Here is a 12,542-nt window from a genome sequence, read left to right on the forward strand (position 1 = left end):
GCTTAATCTTCATAAAACTTAATTAACTGGTATATTATTTCATTGATTTTATCAATTTCTTCACTTATTTCCTGCATAAACTGATTGAAATCTGTCTTACTATAGAATTCAACAAACTCATTGAAATATAGGTCTGGATTTAAAAATACTGATTCTTCAATCCCCTGAATCATGTAATGAAAAATATTATTCCTAAACATACTTCCTTTACCGAAATAGACTTCTTTAGTTTCTATAATTTGCTTCAATAGCTTTTGATATTTTATATTTGGATATTTATTAATAATATTGTTAATAGTGATAACACTTACTAAATATGTTTGTATTTTAGTTCTATTATATAAGAAACTACTACTTTGCAATATTTTTGGTAAAACATTAGTAATGAAATTATTCTGACAAACAATATTAAACAACTGTAATTGTACTTCGAAAGGTAAATTACCTCGTAATATATTTCTACGCTTTTCATCAATTAGAAAATAATCATCATAAGAAAAATTAAATCGCACCAATTCAATTTGGGAGTCCTTATCGATCATATTCGATTTGGCAAATGAGTCTATAATTGTATTTATAAATTGGGAAAGTAATTTAGAAAATTCAAAAACAACTTTTCGTGCTTCTATTTCCCATACTCCAAGGGATTTATACCTTTCAAAATTAATTATGTCTGAGATATAAAGAAAGAGTTGACTCGTATTCCCATAAGGTAATTTGTTAATTGTAAAAACGCCAAAGTCACATTGCCCTAACATAGAAACGACTAATCTTTGAAAGATATTATAGTCAGTTTTTAATAACCGATATGTTTCTTCAGAATTCTTCTTAAGTTGTTTAGTTGCTTTGCCAATTCTCTGGTCACAATATAACTTCAAACCAATTCTACAATTTTTTAGCAACCTTACACAACTATAACCTTCTATATCAGGAATTTCTATTTTTATACCTTCTTTCGTAAATAAATCACACCAACCGAGACACACAGAAGACATAATAGGTAGAAAGGGAATAAAGATGTCAGAATTATCAATAGTATCTTGAGAATTTACAATTGACTGTAAAACTTGTCTTAATTCTAAAGTCTCTTGCAATAAAATTGAATATGAAATTCTGTCTAGTTGAGATATTTCCATTCTCTCTACCTCCCCACTCTCAGGGGTTCAATAACCTCTTCGATGAGTTTGGTGTAGGCTTCTTTGATGTGTTTTTTGTAGCTGAGCGGGTTAAGGGCATCAGCTGTTTCTGCTTTGTAGTCTTTGTAGCGTTGGCTCTTGGTGAGCTGGCTTTCTCCAGATTGCTTCTTAGCACCCTTGCGATAGTGTTGGACATAGTAACGAAGTTCATCGAGTCCGACATACCATTTTCTGGCAAAGTGTTTGAGATGGTCGTCGATGATGGCTTCAATCATAGTGTCCAAGACACCAGTGATAGATTGTCCTTGGTAATCTTTGGGATTGGCTTGGACTTCTTTCCACAGGTTTCGGATGATTTCGGCTAGTTTAGGATTGGTGCGTTCCAGACTCTGGATATAGTTATCAACCGTTTCGATATCCTTGTCACTGAGGGCTTGTGGACTATCCTCCTCCTGCTGAATCATACTTTGAATCAGGGTCAGGATGTAAGCATAGTTTATCTCGTCGACTTGGACGGATTCCAGTTCGTAGTGGATATCAAAGAGATTATCATCACCGTCGTCTTCTGCTCGGCTTTTGAGCTCTGCTAGGATATTTTGATAGATTCCCAGATAGGTTTCAAGCTTTTCATCTGATAGGCCTGTCTCCGCATAGATAGCCGCTTCATCGTATTCACTATAGACACGGATAGATGCCAGATACTTGTCAAAGGTTTGGTAAGCCTTGGCAATGCGACGGAGTTGTGGGCTAGTGGCTTGCTCAATCGTGATGACATAGTTTTCCACATCTTCCACCTTTACTTGAAAGTCTATCCAGGCTTGGATGAAGTTGGCTTTTTCCTCTTCCCAATCTGGGGCAGTGACGTCATTTTCACCACCGTTTGAGTAGAGTTTAAGGGCGTTATCCACAGCCTCTTTAAAGGCCTCTGGTCTTTGGAAGGTGATGATATGGCCATAACGCTTTTTACTGTCAAAGATGCGGTTGGTGCGACTAAAGGCTTGAATCAAATCCTGTGGACGCATGGGCTTACGGTCGATAAAGAGAGTGGATAGACATGGGGCATCAAAACCTGTCAAAAGACGGTCAACGACGATAACCAAATCCAACTGCTCATTGCGAGGAATGTATTTATCTAACTTTCTGGCTAAACGATTATTGATATCCGTGTTAAAGCCACGCAAATCAGCCATGTTAAAATGGGTACCGAACTCCTGATTGTAGTCGTCCATGACCTGTTTCATGTGGTCTTGGTAGTCGATAGACTCTTCTTCATTTTCCGACACTGAGTAAGTGACCGTCATCTTTGGAAAGTCAGGTAGCACGCGCTTAGCTCGCTCTGACACCTTGACACGTTCGTGTCCTGCCTTGATACTCTTGAGCAGATTGTAATAAGCCTGAGCTTGTGGAATGGACTTAACCGTTAAGATAGCCTCGTAAGTCTTGCCCACACCATTTGGAAAGCCCAACTGTTGATAACTTTTGTTTAGGATAGCATCCAAGACTTCTAGCATGTGCTCTTTATCTTCATAAACAGAGTCAGGAAGATCTTTTTCAGGAATCAGCGAAATAATGGTATTTCGATAATCCACCTTGAATCCCAGAACTGCTCCGTCATGGATGGCTTCTTTGACCGTATACTCGTGTAGGCGTTCGCCATATTGTTGGTGGGTGGTTTGTGCCAAATCGCCTAATTGCTTTCGTTTATTTTCCTTGAAAATCGGTGTGCCTGTGAAGCCATACCAGAGCGAATTGTGGAAAAAGCCCTTGATGTCTTTTTGGGTCTGAGGCGTAACCGCACGGTGACATTCATCCACAACAAAAGCCACACGGAGGTCCTTGATTTTTTCCGAATCCTTTTGGTATTTACCTTCTCCAAACTTGCGCATCATGGTTGTGATTTTCTGGATAGTCGTCACAATCACACGCTTATCATTTCCTGCCAAACGCTTGACCAAGTCATGAGTATTGTCCGTTTCGTCGATGTCAATGACATCATTAGCAGCGTAGGAAAGAAAGGACGACGTCGTCTGCTGGTCAAGGTCCCTTCGGTCTACAACGAAAATCGTCTTTTGAATGGCTGGAATCTGCAAGAGGTTGCGAGCCACCTTGTAGGAAGTTAGGGTCTTACCAGAACCCGTGGTATGCCAGATATAGCCTGATTCCTGACGGCGAGAGGCATCCTGAACAGACTCGATGGCATGGATTTGATAAGGACGTAAGATGATGAGGGCTTTCTTACTATCATCAATAACGGAGTACTGCATCACCATCTGATGAGCACGTGGAATAGACAGGACTTCGTGGGCAAAGTCCATGAGACTGGTCATGGGTTTATTATCTTTATCCACCCAAGATGTCAAGAATTGTTTATTAAGCTTATCCTCTCGTGCAGCTGCAATATAACGTGTATCAACCTTATTAGTCACAACAAACATCTGAAGGGCAGAATAGATGCCACGTAACTTTCCTTCACGGTCATACTTTTTGATTTGATGAAAGGCGTCCAAAAAGGCCACACGAGGACTCTTGAGCTCGATATGGATAAGAGGAAGTCCATTAATCATCAGGGTTGTATCTAAACGACGGTCCTGATCTTGAGGATAGGCCTTGTCACGTTCGACTTGATTGACCACTTCGTAACTGGATTTTCCAGCAGCGATATTGTCACGCCAGATGACAGAAAGTCGGATAGTCCCAAGGCTAGCATCCTCACGTTGCACCTCGACTTTGGCAATACCATTTTCACCCGCCAACCACTTAGCAGCTTCATAATAGTTAATGAAGTTAAGCTGGTTCTTGATTTGTCGCTTTTCTTGCTCGGTCAAGGGATGGTCAGCAAGTAGGGCAACGTTATTCTGAGCTAACTTCTCAAAAAAGTTATCCCATAATTGACCTTCATTTTTTAAGTCTTGGCGATAGGTCCACTGGCTCTCACCAGAGGTTAATTGCTCGATTAATTGACGTTCTATCTCAAGTTCTGGAGTAACTGCTGGCATGACTTATCCTTTCAACATTGTCGTAATCCCTTACATTATAGCATTTTCACGGTTTCTTTCATAGTTTTGGGAAAATTCAAACAAAAAAAAACACAGCTTAGTGCCGTGTTTTTATCTACTATTTATAACCCTTTTCCTGAATGAGTTTTTCTACTCTTTGGTAACTAGCTTCAATTTCTTCCTTGCTAAACAGTTTTGATTGCAAGTCTTCCCAGCTACTACCGATGGCTAGATTAGTTTCATTCTTCATAAGCTTCTCCTAGTCTACCTCCCTATGAATGGTAAACCCTGTAGCTTGTTGGTTAGCCATGATGGTCATGTCTGAAATCTGGACGCGTCGTGGTTGCTTGGTGACGTAGAGGACTGCATCCGCAATATCTTGGGCTTGGAGGGCTTCCAAACCTTGATAGACCTTGGCTGCCTTGTCCTTGTCACCGTGAAAGCGAACTTGAGAAAAATCCGTCTCAACGATACCGGGCTGAATGGTTGTCACCTTGATATCTGTGGCAATGGTATCAATACGCAAACCATCGCTGAAAGTTTTGACAGCGGCCTTGGTTGCTGAATAAACAGCGGCACCTGCATAAGCATAGATGCCTGCTGTAGAGCCCATATTGATGATATGGCCCTCATTGGCAGCGACCATGCTTGGCAAAATCTGACGTGTCACCATCATCAATCCCTTGACATTGGTGTCGAGCATGGTCAGCATGTCCCACTCCTCATAGTCTTGATAAGCTGTTAAACCTAGTGCCAGGCCTGCATTATTGACTAAAACATGGACTTGACCCACACTTTTTAGAATGGCTTGGCAAACATCCTTGACCATGGCCATATCTGTGACATCGAGTGCAAAGGTCCAAACTTTTTGATTTGGATAGGTTGCTTGGAGCTCTTCTTTTAGAGCTTCTAAACGCTCTACACGGCGACCGGTTAGGATGAGATTTGCTCCCTCTTTGGCAAAGGCACGCACTGTTGCTTCGCCAATTCCTGATGTTGCTCCTGTAATAAGTACGTTCTTAGACATAAAATCCTCCACTTCTATGATTCCGCTGTCTCTAATCGTTGTTGGTTAATTCACTCAACTTCTTGATAAAATCAGGAAGTTCTAGCTTGGGCAGGCTAGATCTCTTATTTCCCGACTTCCAAAATATCCAGAGTAACTGGTTGAAACCATCCTGCAGGACCTTTTTTTGTTGGTCCGAGAGATTGCCGAATTCTTGCAAGAGTTGACCTAGCTTAGGAAGGGTTTTGATACCAATATCATCCAGACTTTCAATTCCAGAATCAAGAATGGTATCAAAGAACAAGTCACAAACCTGCTTGAGTTCTTGATTAGGCAAGGTCTCAATCCATTCTTGGAAGGTCTCTTTTAAGCGTTGACTCAGGTCTGTCGGCTGGTCCACATAAACAAAATCATTTGTTTCCAAGTCAACCTGCCAAAGCAAGACATTGTGTTGAGCGATGCCTATGCCATCTGCTGCTACGAGCTTTGCGACCTTGTCCCAGTAGAGCATGACTCCCACAACTGATTCTTGAGGTCTGATAACCGTCATCTTGGCTTTCAACTCTTGGTAAGAAGGCTTCTCTAAGAGGGGCTTCATAAAGCCCGGAGAATCAAGAAGCAAGAACTCTGCTATTTGCTCACGCAAGACAGTCGAACTCTGAACAGCCGAATAGAGGGCAAGATTGCCACCCTTGGAGTGTCCAGAAACAACGATATGGTCACTGAGGTTTGGCAAGTGCTTCTCCAGAAAGGCCATGGCTGAGCGATGGGCAGGAATTTCCCGACTGTAGGTCAACTGAAAATCCTCCTTCCAACCAATGACGCTATCATCGGTACCACGAAAGACAATCTGCTGGTAGTCCAATTCAGGCAAGCTGAAAATCATAGCCGCAAACTGTTTTTCGACTTCCTTGTCCAAGACACTACAGTAGTCACTTAGATTAAGTCCAGCGAAACGCCTAGACCTGACCATGGCTTCAGCCAAATCTACCCGTTCCTTAGTCACCATGAAGCTGTAGTCTAGATTTAAGTCCTTCCCTTCAGCATAGTCATGTAAATTGATGGTTTCCTTCAAATCACTTGCTGAGAGCCATTTTTCATAAGTCAGGTAGCCAATCTCATTGATGCAAACCTTATCCAAGATATTTAGAGGCTCTTGATCAAAGGTAAGTTCCTTTACCTTTTCAAGATAATCGATTAGATTGGACATAGTAATCTCCTTGAAGTCTTTCTTACTTTGATTTTACTAGAATTTTCAAAAAATTGTTAGTGAAAAATGTGATATGATAAGAGAGATTATTTATTAGGAAAAGGAAGCTTATGACTATTTCACGATTTTACCGTATTTTACTAGCTCTTTGTGGACTAGTGGGTGTCTCTATCCAAATCCATGACGATGGTTGGGGTATGTTGCTCTATTACACTGTTTTGTCCAATATCCTTGTCTTCTCTAGTTTGATTTTCTTTATCATCTATGACTTCAAAAAAGGGAACGCGACAACCAACACCAAACTCTTGCGTTACAAGGGTGGTGTAACCATGGCCATCCTCATCACTGGAGTCATCTATCATATCCTCTTGGCACCTATTACGGAACCTGAGAAATTCTGGACCCTCCGCAACTTCTTGGTCCACTATATTGTCCCTTGGGGGTTGGTGCTTGATACCCTTATTTTCGATGCTAAGAAAGCCTACCGTCTACGTGAGCCAATTTACTGGTCCGTGGTCCCTCTGTCTTACTTTGCCTTTGCCCTTCTAAATGGCTTGGTGCTAAAACTCCCAATTCCAGGTGCCAAAGATAGCCCCTTCGCCTACTTCTTTATCAATGTTAATAAATTTGGTTGGAACAAGGTCTTGGTAAACGTCCTGGTCATCAGTGCTGGGTATATCGCTGTTGGCTATCTCTTATATCTCTTGAAAAAATTTATCGGTCGTAAACCAGCATAAAATACAAACTGGGCTCCAAAAAGGAACTCAGTTTTTTCTATTGCAACAAGCCCAATTTATCAAAAGCTTTGTACAAGCCATCAGCTTCAACATCGTCTGTGACTAGGTCTGCCATAGCCAAGATTTCTGGACCACCATTTCCCATGGCAACACCAATCTCACAGTATTCCAACATAGGGATATCAATCTTGGCATCACCAAAAGCAATGGTCTCCGAACGCTCAGCCCCCAAATGTTCCAAAAGGACATCGATGGCATTGGCCTTGTTAATATCCTTAACACCTAGATCACCAAACAAGGCTGTTTCACCTCGACCTCCCCAAGTATGGGCTTCAAGCTGTGGAAAAGCTTCTTTTGAATCTAAATGGTCCTGATAGGATTCTAAAACGAAACTGACCTTGTTTAGGTCATCACGGTAGAGTTCTCTACCATACTGAAGGCCATGAAGAAAATCTTCTGGTTCTTTCCCCTCAACAGACGCTACAGATTGCCCCTTTTGAATAGCGTAAGTCTTAAGCGTCTCACGTGCCCGCTCCCGAAAATCAGGACTGGCAAAGAGACCGTTATTACTCTCAAGATAAAAAGCTAGATGACGTTGGGTCAACCAATCCACAATCTTAGCCGCATCTTCCTTAGAAATCAGCTCATGCATGAGGACTTGGCCATGATGCTCTACATAAGAGCCATTACCACCAATCATCCTATCCAAGCCAATTTCCCATAATTCTGGCTGCATTTCTGCCTTACTACGACCAGTACAAACATAGACCAGATTGCCCTTTTCACGGGCCTGACGAATAGCCTTGATTGCTGATTCTGGAATGCGGTTATGATAATCCACCAAGGTCCCATCAACATCTAAAAAAATAAGTTTTGACATGTTTTCACCTCGAGTCTTCTTTTACTTTATTATACCCTGATACTGCTACAGGAGATACTACTATCCTTGGACAAACTGATACTATCCTACGATAGTATTGTCTCCAATCCAATGCATTGCCATTTTGCATGAAAGAAGCTATGATGAAAGTATGAATGATTTAAAAACACTACTGAATCACCTGCCCTATAAATTAGCAGCCTATGATGCCCAAGGAAACTTTCTCTATGACAATGGTGGCGCTGACGGTAGTTTCTTCCCCCGTGAGTCTGAAAATCTGCCTGATTGGATCATGTCTGAAGTGCTAGCCTCTCCTACCAAAGAAAGAAGTTATCAGATTCCAACAGACAGTTTTGATCAAGTCCTCATCCAAACCTACCAAGCTGCTATCGACAACGAAGGAAAGGTACTAGGATTTTGGGAAACCATTTATGATTTGAAGCAACCTCTCAAGACCTATCTGGATAACTCTGCTCAAGCTCTTGTCGCCTGGTCTGATGCCACTAGTGGCGCTAGTTTCAAGGAGGAAACTGACTTTTAAGCTAAATTTCTTGCTTTAATAAATGAAAAATTCACTTAATTCAAGGATAGCTCAAAACACCTTTATTCATAAAATGTGCCTAAGTCAGCACTACAAAGGCTTTTTGGAAATCAGTCACTTTAATATCTCTCACAGAATTTATAAACATTCTATTTTGCATTTTTGCGCTATTTAAGGTAGAATGGGAGTAATGAGAAAAAGAATAAAACCGATCGTTGTTTACGTGGTTCTAGCTCTTTTAGGATTAGCATTAGTTATTGCAAATATTCACAATACGTCCAAACAACAGGCGCATCTTCAAAACGTGAAATCTGCTATTCCTTATGCTACTACACCAAAAACAACAACCAGTAGTACATCTAGCAGTTCCGACGAGGAGCTGATACTCAATCCCATTATCGACCTTTCAGGGTGGCAACTACCTCAGGATATCGATTACGATGTCTTGTCAAATCATATTTCTGGTGCTATCGTCCGCGTCTTCGGTGGATCACTGATTAGTAAGGATAGCAATGCCGCTAGTTCGAATGGGGTCGACAAATCTTTTAAAACACATATTAAAGAACTCAAAAAACGTGACGTTCCAGTTGCCGTCTATTCCTACGCTCAAGGTACTTCTGTCAAGGAGATGAAGGAAGAAGCTCGTATTTTCTACAAAAATGCTTCTCCATACAAACCGACTTATTACTGGATTGACGTCGAAGAGGAAACCATGTCTAACATGGAGCAAGGTGTCCAAGCCTTTCTCGCTGAGCTCAAACGACTTGGAGCTGAAAATGTTGGTCTCTATATTGGTGCTTATTTCATGCTCGAGCAAGAAGTTTCAACTAAAAACTTCGACGCTGTTTGGATTCCAGCCTACGGTACCGATTCTGGTTATTACGAGGCTTTACCAAACACTGAAATCGACTATGACCTTCACCAGTATACGTCTCAAGGAAGCCTTCCAGGTTTCGACAACATCCTAGATCTTAACCAAATCAATCCAGAGAAAAACAAACGTAAAACCTTTGAAAAACTCTTTGGTAAGATTAAGCAAAAACCAACTAAAAATAAGAAGACTACTTCGACAAGTTCATCTAGTAGTCAGTAAAAACCAGTGTCTAAGGCACTGGTTTTCTTCTTGTCAAATTGGTTTAGGCGTGTTCGGACGAATGTGTTATAATGGATGGTAGAAATGTATAACTTTAAAAGGAGATATGACAATGGCTAAGAAAGGCAAAGTCAAGAAAACCTTGGTTGACCAAATTCTTGATAAAGCTAAAATTGACCATGATAGCTTATCCTTCAATGGTTTAGAAGGAGAGCTTCCAGAAGATGTGGCACGTGAGAGCATTTATAAAACCCTCGCCCTTAAGGGAGATAAGACAGGACCAGTCATCGGCATCGTCCCTATCACCGAGCACCTGTCTGAAAAGAAATTAGCTAAAATTTCAGGGAACAAGAAAGTTCAAATGATTCCACAAAAGGATCTCCAAAAAACGACTGGCTATGTTCACGGAGCCAACAACCCAGTGGGAATTCGCCAAAAACACAATTTCCCTATTTACATCGATCAGTCTGCCCAAGAAGCTGGTTTCCTTATTGTCTCAGCGGGAGAAATTGGGCGCTCTATCCGTATCAATAGTCAAGAACTTGCTGATTTTGTTAATGCTGAATTTGCTGATATTAAGGAGTAATCATGAAACTGTATTTTGTACGTCACGGTAAAACTGAGTGGAACTTGGAAGGCCGACTTCAAGGCGCCAAGGGAGACTCGCCTTTGCTTAAAGAATCTGTTGAACAAGTACGTGAGCTAGGTCACTATCTTAGTGACACTCATTTTGACTTGGTCTTCTCAAGTGACCTACCACGTGCTAAAAAAACTACAGAGCTCATCATGGAGTCTCAAAAACCTAAAGCTAAAGTTACCTACACTAAAGCTTTGCGTGAATGGCAGCTTGGCAAACTGGAAGGACAAAAAATTTCACTCGTTCAGGCCATCTATCCAAAAGAAATGGATGCCTTCCGTCATAACCTAGCCAACTTCCGTGCTAATGACTTCCAAGCTGAATCTGTTTACCAGACAACCAAACGTGTGGCCGAATTTGTCAAAACACTTAAAGATAGTGATGCTAAAAATGTCCTCATTGTTGGTCACGGAGCTAACCTAACAGCTTCTATCCGTACCCTCCTTGGTTTTGAACCGGGTCTTCTTCGTAAGGCAGGAGGTCTTGACAATGCTTCTGTCACTATTCTCGAAACCAATGATTTCGAGCACTTCACTCTCAAATGTTGGAATGATACATCTTATATGGATGAACAAAACAAGATCAGCTAAATCATCGACTGACTTCATAAGACAAGCGATCCTGAACAAGGGTCGCTTTTTTGCACTCAAAAAGCCCTTAAAGCCTACTACTTCAAGAGCTTCACTTCCATTATTTCCAACTCGGTTCCTCTGGCAAACGGTCTAATTCAACACCAAATCCTCGAGCCAAATCATCTAATTCCTTTTCGAAAACGTCTAGTTCCTGTAAGACAAGATCATACTGTCCTTCAGACAATAAACGCTTAAAACGAAGACCACGACTCAAAACAAATTCCATATCTATTTTGACAGTTCTATGAACATGTTCCCAATAGTTGTTAGCAAACTCTCGTTGCTTTTCTTCAGTATTAAGGTGGTCTGATAATGCATTATAGGAATCCCAGGCAAGACACTTCATCTGTTCTGCATCTCTAACACCTTCAAAGAGATCGTCACGTTTGGCTTCGAGTGATTCGACCTCTTTTCTCAAAGCCTCACGTTCAGCACTTAGTGCTTCAATATCATGTTTTAAGTTGTTGATTTCTACCATTTTCAAACTCCTTATCTCACGTTCTAGACAATAAAACGGCCACACGAGGCCGCTCTATTATCTTCCATATTTCATACGAAGGATTTTTTCCTGGTTCGCATTCAAACGAAGAAGGATAACCACTTTATCAATACTCATATTGCTCTCAAGAAGACGTTCAGCCGCCATCATAAGACCATTATTGATACCTAGTTGAAGTACTGGATTTTCATTATCATTGATATCAAAGATATATTTGTTATTTGGAAGGTCGAAAAGGACTTTCACCGCTCCAAAGAGTTGCTCAAAACTATCAATTTCCAAGTCAAAGACTGGCTTAGTACCTGGTTTAAGGCTACGTCCACGGTGGTTAAACCACATAGAATGCCAACCACCATTGAAGGCCCCCATGACATCATTGTCATAAGAATCTCCAACATAGAGCGTCGTCGATGGATTCATGTCAAATTGCTCAGCTGCGAGGTTGAAGATTTCCTTCTCAGGCTTTTGGAAACCTGTCGCCTGACTGACGATGACACGCTTAGGATCAACGTAATCATAAAGTCCCAACTTCTTAACCTTTTTAAGTTGGTGCTCTGTTGGTCCATTGGTAATAATCCCCATAGGCACATTTTTTTCCTTGAGGAAATCAAGGGTCATGCGCATTTCATCAAGCATGGTGATGTTTTCCAACTCATGCTCGTAAACCTCTTGGAAATGGTTGCCCGTTTCTTCATCAATTTCACGGTAGCCAAACTCCAAAAGGGTCTCTTTACAGCGCCAAAAACGGAAATACTCGGTTGTCCACTCACCTGCCATTACACGTGGAAAACCAACATCAGAATAGTGGCGGAAACGAATGTAGGCTTGATTCATGTGACTCATATCAAAGTCAGGGAAACATTTTTCCATGGCAATACGATAAGGTGCCTGTTGGTCATAAATAGTATCGTCAACGTCAAAAACAATAGAGGTAATCATCTGTCCGTTCTTTCTTATATCATTCTCTTGTCAGAGACTTAGGTAAATTAAGGGGTCTAACAACTAAACTGAAACATCAGACACTCCTAGTGAAATACTAAGTCTTGCAAAAGTAAGCTTTAAGTCAACTGTCTTGTGGCAATCTTACTCGTCTGTTTTTTATCTGAATGCAATTGCCCAAACAGTCTTATTATACCGTTTTTGCCCTTTCTTTTCAATTTTTGACCCCACTTAAG

The 12,542-nt window shown here is 41.1% G+C and carries 13 protein-coding genes; 5 read left to right on the forward strand and 8 right to left on the reverse strand.

Features of this window, described 5'->3' with window-relative positions; all coding sequences use genetic code 11:
• Positions 1-2: 2 nt before the first annotated feature.
• The 5 genes from O3670_RS02940 to O3670_RS02960 all read right to left on the reverse strand — a co-directional run bounded on the left by O3670_RS02940 (position 3) and on the right by O3670_RS02960 (position 6,348).
• Entirely contained in the window at positions 3-1,136 is a 1,134-nt protein-coding gene (locus O3670_RS02940; RefSeq protein ID WP_349955140.1) for a hypothetical protein, read from the reverse strand.
• Positions 1,137-1,141: 5 nt separating this feature from the next.
• A complete protein-coding gene (locus O3670_RS02945) occupies positions 1,142-4,132 on the reverse strand; it encodes a type I restriction endonuclease subunit R (protein ID WP_349955139.1) in 2,991 nt (996 codons plus the stop codon).
• A gap of 118 nt (positions 4,133-4,250) precedes the next feature.
• Positions 4,251-4,382 (reverse strand): hypothetical protein, encoded by a 132-nt coding sequence (locus tag O3670_RS02950; RefSeq protein WP_259659406.1) that lies wholly within the window; start codon positions 4,380-4,382, stop codon positions 4,251-4,253.
• Positions 4,383-4,391: 9 nt separating this feature from the next.
• Positions 4,392-5,159: an SDR family NAD(P)-dependent oxidoreductase gene (locus O3670_RS02955; RefSeq protein ID WP_349955138.1), complete on the reverse strand. Its 768-nt coding sequence runs from the start codon at positions 5,157-5,159 to the stop codon at positions 4,392-4,394.
• Positions 5,160-5,190: 31 nt separating this feature from the next.
• Positions 5,191-6,348, reverse strand: coding sequence for an Mbeg1-like protein (locus O3670_RS02960; protein WP_349955137.1), 1,158 nt, complete (start codon positions 6,346-6,348; stop codon positions 5,191-5,193).
• Positions 6,349-6,458: 110 nt separating this feature from the next.
• Here O3670_RS02960 and O3670_RS02965 point away from each other — a divergent pair, with 110 nt between their 5' ends.
• Entirely contained in the window at positions 6,459-7,085 is a 627-nt protein-coding gene (locus O3670_RS02965) for a Pr6Pr family membrane protein (RefSeq protein ID WP_037611496.1), read from the forward strand.
• A gap of 37 nt (positions 7,086-7,122) precedes the next feature.
• On the opposite strand, the gene O3670_RS02970 is transcribed toward O3670_RS02965, so the two are convergent.
• Entirely contained in the window at positions 7,123-7,965 is an 843-nt protein-coding gene (locus O3670_RS02970) for a Cof-type HAD-IIB family hydrolase (protein ID WP_037603860.1), read from the reverse strand.
• Positions 7,966-8,116: 151 nt separating this feature from the next.
• Here O3670_RS02970 and O3670_RS02975 point away from each other — a divergent pair, with 151 nt between their 5' ends.
• From O3670_RS02975 to O3670_RS02990, 4 genes are all read left to right on the forward strand, one after another.
• Complete coding sequence (locus tag O3670_RS02975) at positions 8,117-8,506, forward strand: hypothetical protein (RefSeq protein ID WP_021144402.1); 390 nt, start codon at positions 8,117-8,119, stop codon at positions 8,504-8,506.
• Between the two features lie 190 nt (positions 8,507-8,696).
• A complete protein-coding gene (locus O3670_RS02980; protein ID WP_037600402.1) occupies positions 8,697-9,599 on the forward strand; it encodes a glycoside hydrolase family 25 protein in 903 nt (300 codons plus the stop codon).
• A gap of 112 nt (positions 9,600-9,711) precedes the next feature.
• Entirely contained in the window at positions 9,712-10,185 is a 474-nt protein-coding gene (locus O3670_RS02985) for an aminoacyl-tRNA deacylase (protein ID WP_014634221.1), read from the forward strand.
• A 2-nt stretch (positions 10,186-10,187) separates the two neighbouring features.
• Positions 10,188-10,826, forward strand: a complete 639-nt coding sequence (locus tag O3670_RS02990) for a histidine phosphatase family protein (RefSeq protein WP_014634220.1) — start codon at positions 10,188-10,190, stop codon at positions 10,824-10,826.
• Between the two features lie 100 nt (positions 10,827-10,926).
• Here O3670_RS02990 and O3670_RS02995 read toward each other — a convergent pair whose 3' ends face one another.
• Both O3670_RS02995 and O3670_RS03000 read right to left on the reverse strand, forming a co-directional pair.
• Positions 10,927-11,346 (reverse strand): hypothetical protein, encoded by a 420-nt coding sequence (locus O3670_RS02995; protein ID WP_014634219.1) that lies wholly within the window; start codon positions 11,344-11,346, stop codon positions 10,927-10,929.
• A gap of 57 nt (positions 11,347-11,403) precedes the next feature.
• Positions 11,404-12,306, reverse strand: a complete 903-nt coding sequence (locus O3670_RS03000; RefSeq protein ID WP_002890593.1) for an HAD family hydrolase — start codon at positions 12,304-12,306, stop codon at positions 11,404-11,406.
• Positions 12,307-12,542: the final 236 nt, after the last annotated feature.

This window comes from Streptococcus sp. 27098_8_74, from assembly GCF_041431705.1.
Taxonomy (GTDB): Bacteria; Bacillota; Bacilli; order Lactobacillales; family Streptococcaceae; genus Streptococcus; species Streptococcus salivarius_E.

Bases quoted from the DNA above. Each gene is read 5' to 3' on its own strand.
- O3670_RS02970 (WP_037603860.1), bottom strand. From the start codon at position 7,965: ATGTCAAAACTTATTTTTTTAGATGTTGATGGGACCTTGGTGGATTAT.
- O3670_RS02940 (WP_349955140.1), bottom strand. From the start codon at position 1,136: ATGGAAATATCTCAACTAGACAGAATTTCATATTCAATTTTATTGCAA.
- O3670_RS02965 (WP_037611496.1), top strand. From the start codon at position 6,459: ATGACTATTTCACGATTTTACCGTATTTTACTAGCTCTTTGTGGACTA.
- O3670_RS02985 (WP_014634221.1), top strand. From the start codon at position 9,712: ATGGCTAAGAAAGGCAAAGTCAAGAAAACCTTGGTTGACCAAATTCTT.
- O3670_RS02995 (WP_014634219.1), bottom strand. From the start codon at position 11,346: ATGGTAGAAATCAACAACTTAAAACATGATATTGAAGCACTAAGTGCT.
- O3670_RS02945 (WP_349955139.1), bottom strand. From the start codon at position 4,132: ATGCCAGCAGTTACTCCAGAACTTGAGATAGAACGTCAATTAATCGAG.
- O3670_RS02950 (WP_259659406.1), bottom strand. From the start codon at position 4,382: ATGAAGAATGAAACTAATCTAGCCATCGGTAGTAGCTGGGAAGACTTG.
- O3670_RS02955 (WP_349955138.1), bottom strand. From the start codon at position 5,159: ATGTCTAAGAACGTACTTATTACAGGAGCAACATCAGGAATTGGCGAA.
- O3670_RS02975 (WP_021144402.1), top strand. From the start codon at position 8,117: ATGAATGATTTAAAAACACTACTGAATCACCTGCCCTATAAATTAGCA.
- O3670_RS02980 (WP_037600402.1), top strand. From the start codon at position 8,697: ATGAGAAAAAGAATAAAACCGATCGTTGTTTACGTGGTTCTAGCTCTT.
- O3670_RS02990 (WP_014634220.1), top strand. From the start codon at position 10,188: ATGAAACTGTATTTTGTACGTCACGGTAAAACTGAGTGGAACTTGGAA.
- O3670_RS02960 (WP_349955137.1), bottom strand. From the start codon at position 6,348: ATGTCCAATCTAATCGATTATCTTGAAAAGGTAAAGGAACTTACCTTT.
- O3670_RS03000 (WP_002890593.1), bottom strand. From the start codon at position 12,306: ATGATTACCTCTATTGTTTTTGACGTTGACGATACTATTTATGACCAA.